This window comes from Salibacterium sp. K-3, assembly GCF_054052005.1.
Genome location: NZ_JBSVZE010000001.1, coordinates 2,165,176 through 2,184,861, shown reverse-complemented (window position 1 = coordinate 2,184,861; position 19,686 = coordinate 2,165,176). Strand labels below are relative to the sequence as shown.

The window sequence follows — 19,686 nt, the reverse complement described above, 5'->3', positions numbered from 1 at the left end:
ATTAAAACGTAAAAGTTTTGTTAAGCTCATGTAAAGGAAGAAAATGCAGTGTAATTTTTCGTTTCATAATTTTCTCAAGATGTTTTTTGTATTTCTGACTTTTCATTTCTTCGAAATAACTGCGGACATCCTCCCTGCATCCTATGTACAGGTCAATGGTTTTACCACTTTGCACCGCTGAAACCTCACGTACCACCTGCCGCTTAGTCCGGTCGAGAGCATAGGCTAATTTCAATATGCTTCCAAGCAGTTCATAACGCTTGAATTCCTTTTTGGATACGTAGTCCTGAAAGGGAGGAGAGAGTTGTTTCATCCATGACTTTGATTTAAAGGAAGCAATAAACGCCATGGCCAGTCTTTCCGAGTGAAAAATCCCGTCAATGGAACGGTTGGTCAGTACATAAAACGTATGCTGGCTGCTTGTCTCATCGTTGATAAATTCCCCGATATAAAGCACACGGGCACTCTTTTTCAGAAGTGAAATATTATCCTCCGATTTTAACGTTTCCGGAATAGAGCTTTCCAGCTGCGTATAAAGCTGACGGGCGAGACTGCCGACTTCCTGCACGTATTTTTCATTCATTTCAAATTCCCGGCTAAGTTGAAAAAAACTTTCTTCGGCCACTTCCGGGAGGCATTCCATCGAATGTTCGCGAAGTACTTCTTCGAAGAACAAACCTTCGCGGAGTCCTTTGCTGCTCATCATAAAGTAGTCGGACTGCAGATAGGAAGCGAGTTCGTGAATAATCCGGACGGCCGGGATGATAACGTCCGCGCGGTCTTTGGAAAGGCCTTCTATATTTTCCCGTTCTTTCAGACTGGCTTTTTCAAATCGCTGCATGACTTGTGTAACATCAGCCGGAGACATTTCATATTGATGAAGGCCGGAAAGCGGGTAACTGTTCTGGGCCTGATGGACGAGAGCCATATTTCTGGCACTACCGCCTATACCAACCACAGGAAGACGTGAGGCTTCCTGGAGCCAGGGAAGAGAGTTGAATTGTTCCCGGAGAAAATCGGAAAGACTTTTGAGATCCTCTTTCTGTGGTTCACGGTCGGGAAAGAATTTTTTCTTCAACGTTAAGGCGCCGAATGGAAAACTGTGGGCGTGAATCAGGGACTTGTTTCTGAATAAAGTAATTTCGCTGCTGCCGCCGCCGATGTCGATCGATATCCCGTCTGCAACAGAAGTGGAATTAACGACTGCGAGATAACCGTAATAGGCTTCCTCTTCTTCGGATAAGACCCTGATATCCAAGGAAGTTTCATTTTGAACAACATCGAGTATATCCTGTTGATTGACGGCATTACGAACGGCAGCTGTGGCCACTGCTTTGACGTGATCCACTTCGTGATGGTCCAAAACTTCTTTAAATTGACATAGGGAATCTTTCAGGACATGGATTCCTTCATCAGTAAGTCTGTTCCCTCTGTCAATATGATTGTTCAGCCGTGCCACCAATTTCAGGTTATGAAGTTCCCTGGTACCTTTTTTTTCGTCCAGCTCGTTAATAACAAGCCGTATCGAGTTGGATCCAATATCAATAACAGCTACTTTTTCTTTCGTTGGCATGTTGAACTGACCTCTCTCCCTGTTGTCAAAATCATTGTAATTTTATGATAAACGGTGCGGGGCAAAAGAACAAGTTCGAAGAGGGCAGAATGGTTTACAACAAAAGAGGCTTCTTGTATACTCAAAAACGTATAAATCGTAATCATTACGATAAAGGAACGGGGGATGTCCCGTGGTGAACGACGGGCGTGTAGAAACCATTATTGATATGAGCAATATATCGCTTCAAAGAGGGAAGCAGACGATTTTAACAGATATTTATTTAACGGTGAAAAAAGGCGAATTTTTAGGACTTGTCGGCCCGAACGGGTCCGGGAAATCGACATTAATTAAAATCATGCTCGGTCTGATGCAGCCTGATTCAGGATCCGTTTCGCTGTTTCAGCAGCCGCCCTCGAAGTTCAGGAAGTGGGAAAAAATCGGATATGTTTCCCAGAAAGCTGCTTCGATCAATACCGGTTTTCCGGCAACTGTATATGAAGCCGTTTCGATGGGTCTCTTTTCAAAAATCGGATTATTCCGCTTTTTAAACCGGGATCACAGGAAAAAAATTGATGATACACTGGAGCAGGTCGGGATGTTGGAGTATAAACACCGTAATATCGGTGAATTATCCGGAGGGCAGCAGCAGAGAGTGTTTATTGCGAGGGCATTGGTTAGTGAACCGGAGGTATTGATTCTTGATGAACCGACAGTCGGTGTGGATGCCGCCACCGTGGAACGTTTCTATCAACTGCTGTCCCGTTTAAACAAGGAACAGCATTTGACACTTCTCTTGGTAACCCACGATGTTGGTGTCATGACAAGGTATGTAAGCCATGTGGCATGTCTGCAGCAGACGCTGCACTTTCATGGTTCTTCGAATGATTTTGAAAAAAGCGATCTTACTTCGATGTACGGGGACCATATCGAGGTGCTGACCCACCAGCATGGGGGGCACGATTGACGATGGAAGCATTTTTTACCTATGATTTTCTGCAGAATGCGTTTTTTACCGGAATACTTATAGGATTTGCTGCTCCTGTGCTGGGCGTTTTTATTGTTGTCCGGCGTCTTGCTCTTATTACGGATGCCTTATCTCATATTACTCTTACAGGAATTGCATTCCACTTATTTCTTGCCCAGTCTGTTTCTGTATTACAGGGGCTGAATCCGATTTATATGGGAATGGGTTTTGCGGTAGGCGGATCGCTTTTGATTGAAAAGCTGCGTTCTGTGTACAGCGCCTACCAGGAACTTGCCGTACCGGTCATTTTATCAACCGGTATCGGTCTTGGGGTTATATTTATTTCACTGGCAGATGGATTCAACCAGGATTTGTTTCAGTACTTATTTGGCAGCATTATTGCTGTTACGAGAGAAGATCTTGCTGCTGTTGCGGGGATTACTGTCCTGGTTGCGGCAGTGCTGGCTCTGTTTTACCGACAGCTGTTATTTATTGCATTTGATGAAAACCAGGCCCGTGTCAGCGGTATACCGGTAAAAGGTATGAATGTCCTGTTTATTATTCTGACGGCTCTTGTTATTGCCACTTCGATGCGGCTGGTCGGTATACTGCTCGTTTCGTCGTTAATGACTCTTCCGGTGGCGGCAGCGCTGCAGCTGGCAAAAAGCTTCCGGCAGATGTTTCTGTTTTCAGTTATTGCCGGTGAAACTGCGGTATTCGCAGGCATGATTTCTGCTTTTTATCTGGATGTTTCTTCCGGAGGCATGATTGTCATGGCTGCTCTGGTGCTGCTTGTTCTTTCCATGACTTACCGAAAAGCCGCGGGAAGACCTTTACGGTATCCTGGAAGCGAAAGGGAAACAGCAGTGGAATAAGTTGCAAATATAACGACTTTTCTTATAAAATAATGATAATGAAGATGTGAGGATATCATGGAACTAACATTTTTGGAACGAGGCATCCTGGCAGCACTCTGTATAGGATTAACGGCGCCGCTGTTAGGTACGCTGCTGGCGGTACGGCGTTCTTCGATCATTTCTGAGGCGCTGTCGCATGTCACCTTGACGGGGATTTCCGCAGGCGTGCTTATTGGTGGAACGATCGATCATATTCCTGTGCATCCGCTTTACACGGGATTTTCTTTTTCTCTTGCCGGTTCGCTTTTCATTGAAAAACTGAGACAGGAGTATTCATCGTTTCAGGAACTGGCCGCACCAATTATTTTATCGGCAGGTATCGGGTTAAGTGCTGTTTTCATGAGTATGTCCGCTTCCGGACAAAATGAATGGTATGATTATTTATTCGGTAGTGTGGTATCAGTAGGAGAAGGGGATCTCGTTTTCATTTTGATTACTTTTTTCGCTGCTTCTCTGTTGTTCGGCATTTTTTTTAAGGAGCTTGTTTTTGTTTCATTTGACCAGGAAGGAGCTTCAGTATCCGGTATTGCGGTGAAGAGCGTTAACTTTCTGTTTTCGTTTTTAACAGCATTGGTGATTTCGATGTCGATGAAAGTAGTGGGTATTCTGCTTGTCGGCGCATTGATTTCGCTTCCTGCAGCAGCATCGCTGCAACTTGCATCAAGTTTCAGGGCACTTGTGTTATGGAGTATTGCGATCGGTGAAGCCGCTGTGATTATCGGTGTATACGGCTCGTATCACCTTAATCTCGCCACCGGCGGTGCCATTGTTGTCTCTGCTTCCCTGTTACTCGGGACTGTGCTTGCATGGAAGTCAATTTCGGGACGTTTATTCAGCAGGAGGAATCGTTTATGAATGTAGATCAGGCGCTGTTGCATCTGAAAGAAAAAGGGTATAAATTTACCGGTAAACGGGAACAGCTTCTTTCCGTATTCGCTGAAGAGAAACGCTATCTCTCCGCTAAAGAAGTTCTTAATGCTCTTCAGCATAATTATCCCAATGTGAGCTTTGACACGGTATACCGAAACCTTTCCCTGTTTGAGGAATTGGATATTCTGGAAGTAACGGAACTGGAAGGAGAGAAACGTTTCCGTTTCCGCTGTTCTACCAATCTCCATCACCACCATTTGATCTGCCTTGACTGCGGGAAAACGAAACAGATTCATGCCTGTCCAATGGATTGGCTTGGAAATAATGGAGATGAAGAATTCCAGGTAACCGGTCATAAATTTGAAATTTACGGGTATTGTGAAGCCTGCAGCACAGCCGGCGTCGTGTAATGCTGGATTTTGGCAGAGTGACCTTCCTTCGTCCGGGCATACTAAGACTGCTCTTTCTTATCATTGTTCTAAAAGAGCTGATTATGAAGAGCAGGGAGGGGCAGCAGCATGGACGAAGATCGTCCGGATCAGCAGTATTCCGATGCGATGGACACAGGCGGTAAAGAAAAAGGTCCTGATGATGTGGAAATAGCAGAGGATGAATACACGATGGAAACGGCTTCTGAAGTAGCTTCTCCGGGTATTGGAAGCCGCTCCAATTTAAGCGAACCGGAACGGGAGGAACAGGAGCAGGACGCGACGATGGAAGCTGATATTACTGATAACAGTATTGGAAAAGGGCTTGGTGTCACCGCTCTTATCCTCAGCATCTGTTCTTTGTTTTTTCTCCCGGCTGTAACAGGAGGAGCAGGCATCATACTCGGTATTTTTGCCATCAGAAGGAATGCGGCGGCATTAGGTTGGTGGGCTGTCGGAATTGGTGCTTTTTCCATCGCAGTCACCGTCCTGTTTGCTCCGTTTTTTTAATGAAAGAGAACAAAAAGGGCCGATCATCAAAAAAGCTGTTCCGATTTAAATCGGAACAGCTTTTTGTTTATACCTGTGCTTCCTGGGCGTAGTGTTCTTCGGCAATTTTGTCGACCTCTTTTTTCAGTTCATCGACCATTGTTTCTTCCGGCACCTTACGGATAATTTCGCCGTGACGGAACAGGAGTCCCTCTCCTTTAGCGCCGGCGATACCGATGTCGGCTTCTCTTGCTTCTCCGGGCCCGTTCACTGCGCAGCCGAGCACGGCTACTTTCACCGGCGCTTTGATGGTAGAGATATATTCTTCCACTTCGTTTGCAATGCTGATCAAATCAATTTCGATACGGCCGCAGGTCGGGCAGGAAATTAACGTTGCCGCGTTGGAAGCAAGACCGAACGTCTTCAATAGTTCGCGGCCTACTTTCACTTCTTCGACCGGATCGGCACTGAGTGATATACGCAGGGTACTGCCGATGCCTTTACTCAAGATCGCACCCAGCCCGGCTGAACTTTTTACGGAACCGGCAAATTGTGTACCGGATTCGGTAATGCCGAGGTGGAGTGGATAGGAGAAGGCCTTAGCTGCTTTTTCATAAGCTTCAATAGCTAAGTGAACATCGGACGCTTTCATGGAAACGACTATATCGTAAAAATCCAGTTCTTCCAGGATTTTTATATGATGAAGAGCGCTTTCTACCATGCCGTCCGCGGTAGGATAGCCGTATTTCTCCAGGATATGGCGCTCCAGGGAACCGGCATTTACACCGATCCGGATCGGTATCTGTTTTGCTTTTGCAGCTTTTACGACTTCTTCAACTTTTTCACGGGTTCCGATGTTGCCGGGGTTAATCCGGATTTTGTCTGCGCCGCCTTCGATCGCCTTTAACGCCATCCGGTAATCAAAATGAATATCCACGACGAGGGGAATGTTAATCCGTTTCTTGATTTCCGGGATTGCATCTGCTGCAGGCATATCCGGGCAGGCTACCCGGACGACCTGGCACCCCGCTTCTTCCAGACGGTGAATTTCATTAACTGTGGATTCAATATCGTCTGTTTTTGTGGTCGTCATGCTTTGAACGACAACTTGATCGTTGCCTCCAATAACGAGGTTCCCAACTTTCACCTGTCTTGTTTGTGTGCGGTGGGTGATTTGGCTCATGAATCCATTCGCCCCTTTTATCTTAATTGTATGGCGTATTTTGGTACGGTCTATGCTTTCCAGTTTGAATCAATGCTTATTGTATCAACGTATGGCTTGATTTGGCAAGCGAAGGCGCTTAAAAAAGAATTTACCGTTCCCGGGTGTAGATGGGAAAGCGGTAGGGTTTGTCCACTTGAATGTTTCCCGGGTCCGTCCCGTCGTTTAAGCGTTGAAAATCGCTGGTGATTTTATCAATGGTTACAGGCACCGGTCCTTCATGAAGTTTTTCGATAATCGACAGCACGGTTTGTCCGGATTCTACTGTAACTTCGACAGAACGTGCGTCGTCTAATACTTCAGAAGGAGCCGTCCCGCCATCTCCGGTATCGTCGAGAATCCCTTCTGTCAGATCATAATAAACAGAAATGGAGAGTAATATGAATAAAAACAAGAAAAGCGTTTTTTTCACTGGTACATGCCTCCCGGCTGGACGATAATATGATGTAGTGTAATGATATGCATAAGGAATAATATTCAGAACAAAAAATGAATGAACAAGACTGGAGGAGAAAGATACATGAACAAAATCAAAACGTTGTTTCTGTCGGCAGCAGGTACCCTGACGCTGGCACTGGCACCGATGATGTCGGTGACGGCGGATGCGGCGGAGGGGGACGTTATTGTCACCCTCGGGGAGGACTTGAGTGAAGAGCAGCGCACCAACCTGCTGGACGAAATGCAGGTCGCGGAAGATGTGGAAATCATTACAGTTTCGAATGAAGAGGAGTATGAGTATCTGGGAGAGTATCTCGGTGATGAGATAGGAACCAATGCCCTGTCATCCTCGAAAATTACGATGGCAGCAGAAGGGGAAGGAATCAGTGTAGAGACAAACAACATTAACCAGGTAAGTGAAGGAATGTATGCCAATGCGCTTGTTACGGCCGGGGTGGAAGATGCGGATGTTTATGTTACCGCTCCGATCCCCGTTTCCGGTACTGCAGGCTTAACAGGGCTGCTGAAAGCGTATGAAACCCAGACCGGCAATGATATTTCCGAGGAACAGAAAAAAGTTGCCAACGAAGAAATGGTAAAAACCTCGGAGCTTGGGGAAAGTATTGGCACGCAGGAAGCTACCGAATTGATAACCCGTATCAAAGAAGAAATCAGCAATCAGAACATTGAAACCGAAGAAGACCTCCGAAATCTCATTGAACGAATTGCAGGGGATCTCGGGGTGGAGCTGTCGGAAGAGGAAATGAACGGCCTTGTGTCTCTGTTTGAGCGGATGCAGAACTTAAATATAGACTGGGATCAGGTGCAGAATCAGATCACAGATATCAGGAATAATCTGGATGAATTCCTCAACAGAGAGGACACGCAGTCCTTTATTTCCAATTTCCTTGATTTCGTCAATGAACTGATTGATTCCCTCCGTGGCTGGTTTGAAAACGGGGAAGACACAGCTTGATACTATGTGAACACCGCCTTTTGGTGAAGGCGGTGTTTTTATGAGTGAAAAATTCGAGCGAAAAAGGTAAAATAGAAATGAAACGGTTTAACTGGAGAAAACGTACAGCAGATCATCGATGTTTCTGCTGATTGAATTTTTCCGCTCGAAAAAGGAGCTGATGAATATGGAATGGCTTCAATTTCCCAGTATTGGGTTTCTCGTGGTTTTTTTGGGAACGCTTTTTTTAATGGGGGAAATGCTTGTTAAAGCGAAAGGGTTATTTGCGGTGCTCGGCATCGCGTTTATGAGCCTTTTTTTCACGTTTCATATTGATGCCGGCGGGAATATGTGGATTATTATTCTGTATCTTCTCGGTGTAGCATTAATCATTCTGGATGGTAAAGTCATCAGTGACGGTACGATCGCTCTCTTCGGAGCACTTTTGATGGGACTGGGGCTGGCTGTCCCGACTCCGACTGTCACGTATGGTGTCCTCGTGGTGTTCGGCTACATTGCCGGTCTGTTTGCTTCCGGTCTTTTTCTGAAGGTATTTGCAAGCCGGAACCTCTGGTCGAAGATGATGTTGAAAGACCAGCTGGGAAGTGACCAGGGCTACAATTCCATGAACGAGTCTTTTAAAGAACTGGAAGGAAAACCAGCTAAAACACTGACCCCATTCCGGCCGACCGGAACCATTATTGTTGAAGGCCGGCATTACAGCGCCACGAGTGGAGATCAATGGCTCGAAGCTGATGAAGCGGTGACGGTGGCAGCTGTGGACGGTACAAAAATATTGGTGCGCCGTCAGGATGAAAAAGCCGGAGGCAGCGAATGAGAATGAATTTTCTCATTGCTGTCTCTTTTTTTTCGGCACAGGAAGCTTTCGGTAAATGACGGCGAGCCATACAAACGCGGTAAACCAGTACATCATATTCTGCAGATAGTCTGGAAACTGTCCAGGCATAATATGAATGATAGTAAAAAGGATGGTCGGCATGGTGACAGCGTATGCGCACATAATCCAGATCTGGCGGTAGGACAGTGGGAGTGGGGATTGTTTCCGAATGAGCAGCCCGTAAACCGAGAGTGTGCATATGCCGATAAATTTTAAAGCTGTCGTGAATAAATACATTAACAGAACTGCAGCTGGAATAAAGAGAAAAAGGAGACCGCCTGCCCCATCGATTAAGGATGCCAATTCACTTTTTGAAATGGTAAAACCACCGGCTAGGTCGTAAGAAAACGAGCGCTGCTCGCCTCCGGCGTTCAGTACAAATTCTTCCTCCAGAAATGCAGTAACGTTATGCTGTTCTTTTAGAGATTCCATTTCGTCAGCAGAAAATCGTCCTTCTGCATCAAAAACGATCCGCCTTTTCTGCTCATCTGTGGTATCGACATAAGGTTCCCCCTGCGACACAATTTCCCCCCCGCTGATGGAAAAAGCCGGCATTTCTTCATGGGTGAGAGCGGTCTCGATCTGGTTTATTCCTCCGATCACGGAAGAAGTAAGGGTGATGGCGGAAGGGATACTGGCAGCGAGCATCAAAAAAAATACAAAACCAATGGTCCTGCCAATTCCCTTGAAACGGAACCGTCCTATATATCCCGGCGAATACAGGCTTTTTAAAAACGTTTGAATGATATTCATAAGAAACTCCTTTCCACCCGTCTAATTTTACCGCAGTCGGTGCATTCTAAAAAGAAATGTTACGTCAGCCTTCACAAATCTTAATAAAATCTTTACAAAAACTAAATGACATAGATGAAAATTTAAAGTACAATGCAGGAGGTTTGTCGATAAAAGGGGATTTTAATTTACATTTATTGAAGGGATGAATAGGATTGGAACTTGATATTCAGGCTATCATTTTTTCGTTTTTAGGTGGTCTCGGAATCTTTCTGTTCGGGATTAAATTTATGGGGGACGGTCTTCAGAAAGCAGCCGGGGACCGGTTAAGGGAGATTCTGGACAAGTTTACAAGCAATCCGCTGATGGGTGTGCTTGCAGGTATTATTGTAACAATCCTTATTCAGACCAGTTCCGGTACAACAGTCTTGACAGTAGGACTGGTCAACGCAGGATTTATGACACTTCATCAGGCGATCGGCGTTATTATGGGCGCCAATATCGGCACAACGGCAACAGCTTTTATTATCGGGCTGGACATTGAAGCGTATGCGCTTCCGATTATGTTTGCCGGCACCGTCATGATATTTTTCCTTAAGAATAAAAAAGTCAACAATATCGGCCAGATTCTTTTTGGGTTCGGCGGTATTTTTTACGGACTTAAATTAATGGGAGACGGCGTTGCTCCATTGGAAGGAATGGAATCTTTTCAGAATCTCACCGTCAACATGAGTAACAATCCAATACTGGGTGTTATTATCGGGATCGTATTTACCGTGGCGGTGCAGAGTTCTTCTGCTTCTATCGGACTGCTTCAGGAACTGTATCAGCAGGGGGCAATTATGCTTGATGCAGTAATGCCCGTCCTGTTCGGAGACAATATCGGTACTACGATCACAGCGGTCTTTGCGGCCATCGGTGCTTCGGTTGCAGCAAAGCGCGCCGCTTTTGTGCACGTTATCTTCAATTTGATTGGAACAACGATTATTCTTATTCTGCTTGTGCCGTATACAGGATTAATGGAAAATATACAGGACTGGCTGAATCTGAATGAACGGATGACAGTGGCTTTTGCACACGGGATATTTAATATTTCCAATACGCTGCTGCAGCTTCCCTTTGTTGGTCTCTTGGCCCTTCTTGTCACGAAGCTGATCCCTGGAAATGACACTGAAATTGAATACAAAGCCCGGCATCTGGATACCAGTTTCATTGAGCGTTCGCCGGGAATTGCACTGGGTCAGGCTAAGTCTGAAACACTGCGTATGGCTGAATTTGCCGAAAAAGGGCTGAGCGAGTCGCTGCATTACCTGAAAACGACGCATAAACGCCATTCGGAGTTAACCGTGCAGTTTGAAGAAGCGATTAATAATCTTGACAAAAACATTACAAATTATCTTGTCCTTGTTTCAGAACGCTCATTATCGGATGAAAACTCGAGAATGCATTCATTGTTAATGGATACGGTCCGGGATATTGAGCGGATCGGAGATCACATGGAAAACCTTGTTGAACTGGTGGACTATCAGGTGACCAATAAAGTCACGTTATCCGAAGAAGCATATAAAGACCTGGATGAAATGTTTAATCTCACCATTAAGACACTGCAGAATTCTATCAGCACACTCGAAAATGACGACCCTGCCGAGGCACGGGAAGTAATGAAACAGGAAGAGGAAATTGATAAACTGGAGCGCAAACTCCGCAAAAAGCATATCCTGCGGCTGAATGAAGGAAAATGCTCCGGATCAGCCGGTATCATATTCGTGGATATCCTCAGCAACCTTGAACGTGTCGGAGATCACTCTGTAAACATCGCGGAAGCAGTGCTTGAAGAACAGGAAGAGTCATAAATAAGCGAGTCCGGCCTTCTCGGCCGGGCTTTCTCATCCTGAAAAAATGGTTAAAACTCAGCCTTGACTCGGGTGGGGCATCGTGATAAGATCATTATTGTCGTTGAAAGTGACCGGGCTTTCCATCATTATATTCCACAGTAGCTCAGTGGTAGAGCTATCGGCTGTTAACCGATCGGTCGCAGGTTCGAATCCTGCCTGTGGAGCCATGAGGCGGTGTAGCTCAGCTGGCTAGAGCGTACGGTTCATACCCGTGAGGTCGGGGGTTCGATTCCCTCCGCCGCTACCAATTCTATTCATAAGACGTTCATGCTTCAAACGGCGGTTGTGGCGAAGTGGTTAACGCACCGGATTGTGGCTCCGGCATTCGTGGGTTCGATCCCCATCAACCGCCCCATTTTTTATTCTTCATTCAGGCATCAGTCAATGGACCCTTAGCTCAGTTGGTCAGAGCAAACGGCTCATAACCGTTTGGTCGTAGGTTCGAGTCCTACAGGGTCCACCACCTGTTTCATAAAAACCCGCATGGACAGCTGGTTTTAGTTGGAGGAATACCCAAGTCCGGCTGAAGGGGACGGTCTCGAAAACCGTTAGGGGCTTCACGGCCCGCGAGGGTTCGAATCCCTCTTCCTCCGCCATTTTAAAAAACGTTGATATGCCGAGGTTTAACCGGATGCCTTAACGTTAAGCAATAACGGGATATGGCCGAATTTTGCTAGACGGTTTACCTTATTTAACCGGTATTAACCGTTCACCCCGATTTTTCCACCGGGTAGCAATTCCGCACAATTCGTTCGATACGAACGGAAATCCTTTCCAGCGATTACTTACCGAAATACATATACGATAACGTACGCCCTCTACGCGAAAGTAGGGGGCTTTTTTATGTCTCGAAGAAACAAACGAGCCGGCCGCAAGGTTTTAAACCAACGTAAACCGGTATTGCGTGGGAAGGCGTCACAGAACGTCGAGAGCGCGTTTCGTTTCGTCATCAAGGTCAAGCAGGCGAAGAACTTAAAACGCCGCACATTGGACGACTACGAGGTACACACGCGGTATTTCCTCGATTGGCTGGCCGACCACTACGGCGAAGGTCTATCCATTGAGCGCATCGACATTGACGTCCTCCGGGACTATGCGTACTGGTGTCTCTACGAGAAGGAGTATTACGCCGGGCATCCGTTCCAGGAACGTTTTAAGACGGAACGATCCGGGCTGTCGCCGGTTACTGTCAATATACGGATACGGATTTTAAAAGCGATATTCAACACGCTGCATAAAGAAGGCGTCATCGACGAGAATCCGGCGAAAAATCTCGAAATTATGAAAACGGAACAGGACATGATCCAGCCGTTAGATAAAGACGAAATACGGCGGTTGCTGGCCGTTCCCGATCAGCAGTATTTCGCGCCGTTCCGCAATTATATTGCGATTGTTCTCATGCTCGACACCGGCATCCGGATCGGTGAACTTTGCTCGTTGAACGCGCAAGACATCGACGTCCGGGCGAGGCGGATTATACTGCCGGCGTCTCATAACAAAAACCGGAAAAGTCGTGTGCTGCCGTTATCCGTTAAGACCGCCGCGTTACTTGAACAGCTTACGGAAGAAGTACAGGACAGTTTCGAGACGGATTACGTTTTCATCACTAATTACGGCGAGCCTCTCGATATAAAAACGCTGCATAAAGCGTTATCAGAGTACGCCAAAGCAGCGGAAATCGAGAAGCCGGTCACACCGCACATTCTCCGGCATTGTTTTGCGAAGTACGCCTCGTTGAACGGAATGGACGTATTCACGTTACAACGGATACTCGGCCACGCTGATATATCGACAACGCGCAAATATGTACAAATGACGGATGACGATGCGATGAGCCAGCACGACAAGTACAGCCCAATCGACTATCTGAAATAAAAAAAAAGCGAGCGCCACACGAATATACGGAATATACGTCGGCACTCACTCGTCACAAGGTAATACAAGTGTATCGCAAAAAATCGGCTATGTCAATATTCTGCCGGTCTGCCGTTAAAACCGAACGTATATTCGTGTATGGCGCTCCTACCCGAGGAGTGAACGAAAATGAAGAACGAAAGACGAGAATACCTTCGCGAATATGCCCCGGAAGCCATCCAGCGCCAAACCTTCCGGAATAAGGCGGAGATGGACGCAAAAGTAGACGAACACATCGCCCAGCACGCGGCCGACCTGCCGGACACCGCCGTCGAGATTATCCGATATACGAGCCGGTACAGCTGCAAGTATGCCGGCGTGTCGTTTTTAAAGTACGCCACCATCGCGGCCGCCATCGGCAAAACGAGAATGACCGTCATCCGCAATATAAAGAAGCTGACGGCTGCCGGTATCATCGAAAGCCTGCCGGTTATGCGTCGAGTGAAGGGCGGCAACGGGGCGAATCTGTTCGTTATACAGCCGAGTATTACTCCGCGGGCGTTACCCCGTGAAGCAACGACAGAACCGCCACAGCAGGCCGAGAGAACGTCTCATGCCGAAAGTGAACCATTATATTCCGAGAACCAAGAGATTATTACTAATAATACGTGTCAGGCGAAGCAAGAGTCGTCGTACAGTCCGTCCTATGCTCGTTTCCGCAAAGTGATCCGGCAGTACATCGACGCAGGGCAACGGACAATAAGCCGACTATACGGGGTGTACCTCGCGCAGACAAAATACCTCCGGCCTGGCTACGAGGAAAGCGAGCTGATCGACGCAGCTGTCCGGGCGCTCTCGATAACCTTCCACGCTACCAAACGGCAGCACATCCGCAATATGGCCGGCTACTTCAACGGCGTGTTGTCGCGGCTGTTTGACCGGATGTATGAGGCGGAGGTTTCCGGGATGTTGCCGGCGTAACCGTTCATTTTGGTACAACAAATGTATTTATTATTTTTTTTATTATGTCGATAATGTCGTAGTACTTCGTAGACTGTCGTATTACACCGTACCTATCGGACATTACGTTACCTACCGTGTACTGTCGTAGTAATTCGTTACCTACCGGCATACAGCGAGAGGACGCTAGTACGGACGAGAGGATGAGAGGGCGGTATAATTGGGCGGAAACCCGGCGGCCTGCCTGCCGACATAAACGCGCCGAAATAGCCGGTAGACCTACTACATATAACGTACATATTGCGGAAATTGCACGACATGTAGGCGTAGGTGTGCGAGGGCTGTCCGCTGGGCGGCCGGCTAACATGCGTGACGGGGCGTATTTAAAGACCCTCCGCAAAAACCAGGGGTGGGCGGCAGATAGGCGAAAAGGCGTTCGTATTAACGGCTGGCCGGTAAGCCCTTCGATATGCCCCCGATATACACGATTATATGCACCGCCCGCTTACCGCCGGCCTTGTCATACCGCGTGTTGTCGGCTGCATATTATGCCTGCGTGATACAGACGAGCGTATAACACGGACGATCGCCGACATGACAGCGTTCTTTGTTGTCGCCACATACAACATAATACGCTTGTGTTGTGTTGTTTATGCGCAAAAATGTATCGTTTATTCAGCGACAAACAACGAAAGAAAAACGTTTTTTATCGTTATTATTCAACGGACGAGCAGCGGAAGGCAGGCCGGCAACCCCCCTAAGCTACCCCGTCGGTACCCCGCTCACCTGCCGTTCATAACAACCGCGTGCCGAAATTCATCCGGGGGTCAACGAAATTTTTTCCGTCACCCTATTGCGTCCGGCCGCCCTCTTCCGGTATAATTAACACAACATATTCGGAATAAACGTTGTATTAATCGGGGGGTGCACGATGGCAAACGAAGTACACGCTATTAAATCGGCAAAGGATCGGCAGAAGATGAAGGACGCGTTACACGGCCGCGACCGGCTGTTATACGTCATGGGCGTATCGCTCGGCCTCCGGATTTCCGACCTGCTCACGATAAAGGTCGGCGACGTCCGCGGCAAAGACCGGCTGTATATGACGGAGGAAAAAACCGGCAAGCGGCGTGAAATTAAACTGTCGGCCTCTGTCCGGAAAGAAATCGCGCAGCTGTACGGCGACGACGACGGCGGCAAAAACGTCAGCGATGACGCCTATTTATTCCGGAGCAAGCGAAGCAACAAGCCGATTGATCGCGTCCAGGCTTACCGGATACTAAACGCGGCAGCAGAACGCGCAGGCATCGCCGGCAACATCGGCCGGATCGGTACGCACACTTTGCGGAAAACGTTCGGCTGGATGCTATACGAGAACGGCACGGACATTACTCGGATTATGCACATTTTGCGGCATTCGTCGGAACGGGAAACGCTACGATACATCGGCATCGAACAGGACGAAATCGACGAGGCGTACGAGGGGATTGAGGTGTGAGTGAATACTCTTTTTATAAGATATTGTATTTTTGCAATATAGATTTAACTTCTTCAATCTCATTATTATTCAGTTTGTCTCTTAAACCTCTTTCAAATTCTATATCTCTAGTTTTCTTTTTCAGATCTTCAATTCGTCTTGATATGTAGGGTATTAATATGTTGTCGCGATACTCTTTAGCTTCTTCAATAGTGGAAAAGTTTTGATATTTTGTTTCATCAAAAATGTTAGCATGAACTTTATAAGAATAAATTCTATATTCGCCATTTTTAGCTTTATATCCTTGAGTGTGAATCATGTGCATATCATCATCTGAATATTTACTTCTTATGTTTGTAGAATTAAGTTTACTATTATAAATTCTTAAATTTTCAACACGATTATCTAAAGGGTTATTGTTTATATGATCCACACCGTTTCCCCAGTAGTCTAATTCAGATTTTTCGTTTTCAATAATCATTCTACACATTCTTACGGAATGTTTATTTAAGCTAGTTTTTATTTGAGAGTACTTTTTATTTTTAGTTACAGTCCAACTAAATTTGTAAAGATAATTCTTCCATGTGTGAAGGTCTACAATTACTTCTTTTTTGTATTTGCCGTTTGTTAATAACTTAATATAATCTCGGTTCCCTATTTTAGTTAAGTAATATTCGTTTTTAGCGTTCAAATTCATGATATATTCTCTCCTTTTATTCATTTTCGATCTCGAACGGATTCGACTGGCTCATAATCTCGGACTCCATTTCGAAGGTAATAAGCTGCGTAATATCCGTTATTCCCATCGCGGCCGCAATCTTTTCGAGGGTCGGCACGTGGATTTTCTCGGCATGGCCGCGCGATAGCTGGCTGATCGTCGCCTGCCGGACGCCGGACATTTCCGACAGTTGCATCTGCGTGAGATTTCGTTCCTTCATGCGTTGTTTCAGGTGGATGACGACGAAAAGCCGTTCGTTGGCCGGGTCGTCCGGTTCACTGTTATATAATTCGTTTATAGCGTCCTGGCCTCGTTTAACGCCGTTTTTGTTATCGCTCATATTGCGTCACTTCTTTCGTAAATTGCGTTTGTTACATTCATCATATTATACTTCTAAACGTTTATCAATTTATTTTCGCGAAATGTATTGACTTCAATTATTCCCGGTGATACGATGAATATACTCTAAGACGTTTAGAAGGATAACGATTGTAACCAGCTAGCAAAATTTTTTCACCATATTATACTCCTAGACGTTTAAAAGTGTAATAGAAAGGGTAAAGGGAGGTAGATGCGCTATCCACGTAACAAACGACCCGAACCGCCGAACAATCGGCATATCCCTCGAATATGAGGACGCGGCCATGCTCGTGTTTGCCTTGTCGGACTACTTGCAGCGCGAAGAGGACGAGGACATGCAGGCGTTACTTACGAAACTGAACAATCCGGAATTAATTAGGAAAGAGGAGGCGGAAGAACAATGAACGTTACAACAGCAACAGCCATCGCAGAGGAAATCGAGGTAACTCCGGCAGACATCGAAAATTTCCACTTGGAGGACGACATTTACATCGTTATCCGAACCTATCCGGTCATACCGGGCGTGGTCATCCGAACGTACGGCGACGACAGCGCCGAAATGAGAATTGGCCAGGCCGACATCCCTTTCGCGTTGAACGCCGAGACACGGCCGATTATCGAAAATATCGACGAATTTGAGGCGGTCGAGTTGCTTGCGCTACTGGAGGCGCACGGCATCGAATAAAAAGGGCGGAAGCACATTCAAAGCACCCGCCCGATGATTGTGGGCGGTATTTGGCGATACCCCGGCGGCCGGCGTTTGGCGGCGTTGGCCGGACTTGGCAGCGCAGGAGGGCGCGAGCATTGCGGTTACTTTTGGCGGAGTAATCGCGACATATACAGGCGGTCGGTCGGCATCTGGCGGTGTCGGCCGGCTGCCGTTTAAATTTTGTCCCAAATCGAATGTACATCTGCGCCTTTAAAAGTAGAGGAAATACTTGAGGAATCTTGTCCCACGTAGACGGACGAAATGCTGTATTAGAAATAGAGGCGTTATTTTTTTTTCGCAAAAATTGTGCAAGACGGCATATTCGATTGGCATAGAGAAGTAGGCGGCAAAAAATTCTTCGATAAAATTTCGGAATAGATGTGCGAAACCGAAAAGTTTATAACTACAGTAGTGTATAAGGAAATTTTTGGGAAAGTGTCCAAAATGCTATTTTCACTCTAGTATATATAATAGGAGGGAAATAAATGTGCGACGGGATGAATTGTCCCAACTAAGCGATTTATCTGTGCATTATATAGTAGCAGGAACTTTACGATTGCCCCTAATTTTTTAGATTTGGATTTCGATACTTGGGTAGAAGGTTTTTTAAGAAATTCCCGTGTCAACCCTAAGATTTATGTGATTTTTGGCGTATAACCTAGTAGAGGGTATTTTAAATTCATACGAAAGGGCGGCGATCCTATGGCGTTTGAACCAGTCGATTTCTACGCGCATAAGAGGAAGAAAGAGGTCACGGAAGCAGAGGATGTCCTTTCAACCATCGAGACGGAGATTCGGCAGTATCAGGAAATCATCGGGGAATCCGTGTTAGAGATCGGCAAACGGCTGCGCAAGGTGAAAGACGAGGACTTAACGCACGGCGAGTTTACCGGCTGGCTCGAGAAGGTCGGTATCCAACCGCGGAAAGCCCAGCGCATGATGCAGGCGGCCGACCAACTCGGCGACCTAACCTCGGAACATACGTCAGCGCTGACGGGTTTATCTCCGACCAAACTGTACGCAATGCTATCGCTGCCCTCCGACATTGACCGGCGGAAGTTTATCGAGCAGGCGCATGAGTTGCCGGATCAGCCGGGCGTGACAAAGACCGTGGCCGATATGTCAGCGCGGGAGGTCGAGGCGGTCGTGAAGGCGCGGAAACAGCCCCGGCAGAAACCCCGCGAGACGGGGAAAGAAGGCAGCAAAGGACAGTCGCGGCAGCAGCGGCAACAGCCCAGCGAGGGCGACGAGTTGAACGCAAACAACATACTTCGTCACCGGATGAAGGAGCGGATTCCGCAATTTACGCGGGAATGTGTTCACGACTATGACCTTATTTCCCAGGCCGATACAGAAGTCATATCCGAGTATACCGATCAATTACATCAAGCGGTGGAAGGATCGCTTCACTTATTGAACCAATACGAGGCAGATCCACGCAAAAGGGTGATATTCGAATACCTCTGTCATTCATTGTCGGTTGTAAAAGACGATGAACAATTAAACAGATTCGTCGAGAATTTAGAGGATGAAGGTGAAGAGTCGGAGGTAGAACAAATATCGGAAGACATGTCAATGAGCGACGCTGCCCAACGTATCCGGCCGGACTTGTGGGATTCCCTCGAAGATGGCGAACACGTCCAGATAAGTGACATAAAACCTTTTGCGCGGTTATCACACGACGATCAAGAACGCTGTTTAAAAGAGTGGTGGAGCATCGACGCTAACGTCAACCTCGAAGGCGTGTCCGATAAATATCATTTCGGTATCTCCGGCGACAATTTTAGTCATCTAATCGCGATCATCAATAAAGGAGTACGGGCTGGGTTTTCTGCGCGTACAGAGGAATTAATAGACCAGCTGGACGAGTTTAACCGCATGTCCTGGACGCACGAGGAATACCGGCGGAAACTCGAAGAAATCGAGGGGGAACTCGACCGGCTTATCGCGGAGAGGGAGAGAGCGCAAGAAGAAAGCAAACGGAAATATCAAGGTTTCGACGACTTTTTCCGGCAATTCGGCTCGAAACAACAGGATAACCGCAAATACTACCGGACACTCGGCCTCGAACCCGACGCAAGCCAGGCCGACATCAAGCGGAAGTATCGCGAGTTAATGAAGGTCGTCCATCCGGATCAAGGCGGCAACGATTACCTTTTCGAGTTGGTGAAGGAAGCCTACGACACATTGACCGAAAAGCAAGCGACCGCCGCCGGCTAAACATCGGGAAAATCTCACGTAATGT

The 19,686-nt window shown here is 46.9% G+C and carries 19 protein-coding genes and 5 tRNA genes; 18 read left to right on the top strand and 6 right to left on the bottom strand.

Features of this window, described 5'->3' with window-relative positions:
* Position 1 precedes the first annotated feature (1 nt).
* Positions 2-1,573: an exopolyphosphatase gene (gene ppx / locus ACW9JV_RS10940; RefSeq protein ID WP_457334162.1), complete on the bottom strand. Its 1,572-nt coding sequence runs from the start codon at positions 1,571-1,573 to the stop codon at positions 2-4.
* Positions 1,574-1,748: 175 nt separating this feature from the next.
* Here ppx and ACW9JV_RS10935 point away from each other — a divergent pair, with 175 nt between their 5' ends.
* The 5 genes from ACW9JV_RS10935 (at position 1,749) to ACW9JV_RS10915 (ending at position 5,244) form a co-directional block, all read left to right on the top strand.
* The gene (locus tag ACW9JV_RS10935; RefSeq protein ID WP_457334160.1) at positions 1,749-2,519 is read left to right on the top strand and encodes a metal ABC transporter ATP-binding protein; all 771 of its coding nucleotides are present in this window, start codon (positions 1,749-1,751) and stop codon (positions 2,517-2,519) included.
* 2 nt (positions 2,520-2,521) lie between these two features.
* Positions 2,522-3,394, top strand: a complete 873-nt coding sequence (locus ACW9JV_RS10930) for a metal ABC transporter permease (RefSeq protein WP_457334158.1) — start codon at positions 2,522-2,524, stop codon at positions 3,392-3,394.
* Positions 3,395-3,451: 57 nt separating this feature from the next.
* Positions 3,452-4,291, top strand: a complete 840-nt coding sequence (locus ACW9JV_RS10925) for a metal ABC transporter permease (RefSeq protein ID WP_457334156.1) — start codon at positions 3,452-3,454, stop codon at positions 4,289-4,291.
* Positions 4,288-4,716: a Fur family transcriptional regulator gene (locus ACW9JV_RS10920; protein WP_457334154.1), complete on the top strand. Its 429-nt coding sequence runs from the start codon at positions 4,288-4,290 to the stop codon at positions 4,714-4,716. The genes ACW9JV_RS10925 and ACW9JV_RS10920 overlap by 4 nt, the downstream gene beginning before the upstream one ends.
* A gap of 108 nt (positions 4,717-4,824) precedes the next feature.
* The gene (locus ACW9JV_RS10915; protein ID WP_457334152.1) at positions 4,825-5,244 is read left to right on the top strand and encodes a DUF4190 domain-containing protein; all 420 of its coding nucleotides are present in this window, start codon (positions 4,825-4,827) and stop codon (positions 5,242-5,244) included.
* 67 nt (positions 5,245-5,311) lie between these two features.
* Here the strand turns inward: ACW9JV_RS10915 and ispG are convergent, their stop codons facing one another.
* Both ispG and ACW9JV_RS10905 read right to left on the bottom strand, forming a co-directional pair.
* Positions 5,312-6,406, bottom strand: a complete 1,095-nt coding sequence (gene ispG, locus ACW9JV_RS10910) for a flavodoxin-dependent (E)-4-hydroxy-3-methylbut-2-enyl-diphosphate synthase (protein ID WP_457334150.1) — start codon at positions 6,404-6,406, stop codon at positions 5,312-5,314.
* A 130-nt stretch (positions 6,407-6,536) separates the two neighbouring features.
* Entirely contained in the window at positions 6,537-6,857 is a 321-nt protein-coding gene (locus ACW9JV_RS10905) for a hypothetical protein (RefSeq protein ID WP_457334148.1), read from the bottom strand.
* Positions 6,858-6,965: 108 nt separating this feature from the next.
* On the opposite strand from ACW9JV_RS10905, the gene ACW9JV_RS10900 reads away from it, so the two are divergent.
* Together ACW9JV_RS10900 and ACW9JV_RS10895 are read left to right on the top strand one after the other, a co-directional pair.
* Complete coding sequence (locus ACW9JV_RS10900) at positions 6,966-7,859, top strand: DUF1002 domain-containing protein (protein ID WP_457334146.1); 894 nt, start codon at positions 6,966-6,968, stop codon at positions 7,857-7,859.
* Positions 7,860-8,025: 166 nt separating this feature from the next.
* The gene (locus tag ACW9JV_RS10895; protein WP_457334144.1) at positions 8,026-8,676 is read left to right on the top strand and encodes an NfeD family protein; all 651 of its coding nucleotides are present in this window, start codon (positions 8,026-8,028) and stop codon (positions 8,674-8,676) included.
* 12 nt (positions 8,677-8,688) lie between these two features.
* Here ACW9JV_RS10895 and ACW9JV_RS10890 read toward each other — a convergent pair whose 3' ends face one another.
* Positions 8,689-9,489: a DUF1189 domain-containing protein gene (locus tag ACW9JV_RS10890; protein WP_457334142.1), complete on the bottom strand. Its 801-nt coding sequence runs from the start codon at positions 9,487-9,489 to the stop codon at positions 8,689-8,691.
* Positions 9,490-9,683: 194 nt separating this feature from the next.
* Between ACW9JV_RS10890 and ACW9JV_RS10885 the strand changes: the two genes are divergently transcribed.
* The 9 genes from ACW9JV_RS10885 to ACW9JV_RS10845 all read left to right on the top strand — a co-directional run bounded on the left by ACW9JV_RS10885 (position 9,684) and on the right by ACW9JV_RS10845 (position 15,675).
* Positions 9,684-11,321 (top strand): Na/Pi cotransporter family protein, encoded by a 1,638-nt coding sequence (locus ACW9JV_RS10885; protein WP_457334140.1) that lies wholly within the window; start codon positions 9,684-9,686, stop codon positions 11,319-11,321.
* Between the two features lie 134 nt (positions 11,322-11,455).
* A tRNA-Asn gene (locus ACW9JV_RS10880) sits at positions 11,456-11,530 on the top strand.
* 3 nt (positions 11,531-11,533) lie between these two features.
* Positions 11,534-11,610 (top strand) — tRNA-Met (locus tag ACW9JV_RS10875).
* Between the two features lie 32 nt (positions 11,611-11,642).
* Positions 11,643-11,718, top strand: a tRNA-His gene (locus ACW9JV_RS10870).
* A 31-nt stretch (positions 11,719-11,749) separates the two neighbouring features.
* Positions 11,750-11,826 (top strand) — tRNA-Ile (locus ACW9JV_RS10865).
* 40 nt (positions 11,827-11,866) lie between these two features.
* Positions 11,867-11,959: transfer RNA gene (locus tag ACW9JV_RS10860), tRNA-Ser, on the top strand.
* A 247-nt stretch (positions 11,960-12,206) separates the two neighbouring features.
* Complete coding sequence (locus tag ACW9JV_RS10855; RefSeq protein ID WP_457334138.1) at positions 12,207-13,238, top strand: tyrosine-type recombinase/integrase; 1,032 nt, start codon at positions 12,207-12,209, stop codon at positions 13,236-13,238.
* Between the two features lie 168 nt (positions 13,239-13,406).
* On the top strand, positions 13,407-14,198 hold the full coding sequence (locus ACW9JV_RS10850; RefSeq protein ID WP_457334136.1) for a helix-turn-helix domain-containing protein: 792 nt from the start codon (positions 13,407-13,409) through the stop codon (positions 14,196-14,198).
* Between the two features lie 910 nt (positions 14,199-15,108).
* A complete protein-coding gene (locus ACW9JV_RS10845; protein WP_457334134.1) occupies positions 15,109-15,675 on the top strand; it encodes a tyrosine-type recombinase/integrase in 567 nt (188 codons plus the stop codon).
* A 13-nt stretch (positions 15,676-15,688) separates the two neighbouring features.
* On the opposite strand, the gene ACW9JV_RS10840 is transcribed toward ACW9JV_RS10845, so the two are convergent.
* Both ACW9JV_RS10840 and ACW9JV_RS10835 read right to left on the bottom strand, forming a co-directional pair.
* On the bottom strand, positions 15,689-16,351 hold the full coding sequence (locus ACW9JV_RS10840; protein ID WP_457334132.1) for an HNH endonuclease: 663 nt from the start codon (positions 16,349-16,351) through the stop codon (positions 15,689-15,691).
* 16 nt (positions 16,352-16,367) lie between these two features.
* Positions 16,368-16,712 (bottom strand): helix-turn-helix domain-containing protein, encoded by a 345-nt coding sequence (locus ACW9JV_RS10835; protein ID WP_457334130.1) that lies wholly within the window; start codon positions 16,710-16,712, stop codon positions 16,368-16,370.
* A gap of 420 nt (positions 16,713-17,132) precedes the next feature.
* Between ACW9JV_RS10835 and ACW9JV_RS10830 the strand changes: the two genes are divergently transcribed.
* Positions 17,133-17,417 (top strand): hypothetical protein, encoded by a 285-nt coding sequence (locus tag ACW9JV_RS10830; RefSeq protein WP_457334128.1) that lies wholly within the window; start codon positions 17,133-17,135, stop codon positions 17,415-17,417.
* A 726-nt stretch (positions 17,418-18,143) separates the two neighbouring features.
* The gene (locus ACW9JV_RS10825; protein WP_457334126.1) at positions 18,144-19,661 is read left to right on the top strand and encodes a DnaJ domain-containing protein; all 1,518 of its coding nucleotides are present in this window, start codon (positions 18,144-18,146) and stop codon (positions 19,659-19,661) included.
* Positions 19,662-19,686 lie beyond the last annotated feature (25 nt).

Excerpts from the sequence above, each read along its gene's own strand:
- ppx (WP_457334162.1), bottom strand. The coding sequence starts at position 1,573 with ATGCCAACGAAAGAAAAAGTAGCTGTTATTGATATTGGATCCAACTCG.
- ACW9JV_RS10930 (WP_457334158.1), top strand. The coding sequence starts at position 2,522 with ATGGAAGCATTTTTTACCTATGATTTTCTGCAGAATGCGTTTTTTACC.
- ACW9JV_RS10925 (WP_457334156.1), top strand. The coding sequence starts at position 3,452 with ATGGAACTAACATTTTTGGAACGAGGCATCCTGGCAGCACTCTGTATA.
- ACW9JV_RS10920 (WP_457334154.1), top strand. The coding sequence starts at position 4,288 with ATGAATGTAGATCAGGCGCTGTTGCATCTGAAAGAAAAAGGGTATAAA.
- ACW9JV_RS10915 (WP_457334152.1), top strand. The coding sequence starts at position 4,825 with ATGGACGAAGATCGTCCGGATCAGCAGTATTCCGATGCGATGGACACA.
- ispG (WP_457334150.1), bottom strand. The coding sequence starts at position 6,406 with ATGAGCCAAATCACCCACCGCACACAAACAAGACAGGTGAAAGTTGGG.
- ACW9JV_RS10900 (WP_457334146.1), top strand. The coding sequence starts at position 6,966 with ATGAACAAAATCAAAACGTTGTTTCTGTCGGCAGCAGGTACCCTGACG.
- ACW9JV_RS10895 (WP_457334144.1), top strand. The coding sequence starts at position 8,026 with ATGGAATGGCTTCAATTTCCCAGTATTGGGTTTCTCGTGGTTTTTTTG.
- ACW9JV_RS10890 (WP_457334142.1), bottom strand. The coding sequence starts at position 9,489 with ATGAATATCATTCAAACGTTTTTAAAAAGCCTGTATTCGCCGGGATAT.
- ACW9JV_RS10855 (WP_457334138.1), top strand. The coding sequence starts at position 12,207 with ATGTCTCGAAGAAACAAACGAGCCGGCCGCAAGGTTTTAAACCAACGT.
- ACW9JV_RS10850 (WP_457334136.1), top strand. The coding sequence starts at position 13,407 with ATGAAGAACGAAAGACGAGAATACCTTCGCGAATATGCCCCGGAAGCC.
- ACW9JV_RS10845 (WP_457334134.1), top strand. The coding sequence starts at position 15,109 with ATGGCAAACGAAGTACACGCTATTAAATCGGCAAAGGATCGGCAGAAG.
- ACW9JV_RS10840 (WP_457334132.1), bottom strand. The coding sequence starts at position 16,351 with ATGAATTTGAACGCTAAAAACGAATATTACTTAACTAAAATAGGGAAC.
- ACW9JV_RS10835 (WP_457334130.1), bottom strand. The coding sequence starts at position 16,712 with ATGAGCGATAACAAAAACGGCGTTAAACGAGGCCAGGACGCTATAAAC.
- ACW9JV_RS10830 (WP_457334128.1), top strand. The coding sequence starts at position 17,133 with ATGAACGTTACAACAGCAACAGCCATCGCAGAGGAAATCGAGGTAACT.
- ACW9JV_RS10825 (WP_457334126.1), top strand. The coding sequence starts at position 18,144 with ATGGCGTTTGAACCAGTCGATTTCTACGCGCATAAGAGGAAGAAAGAG.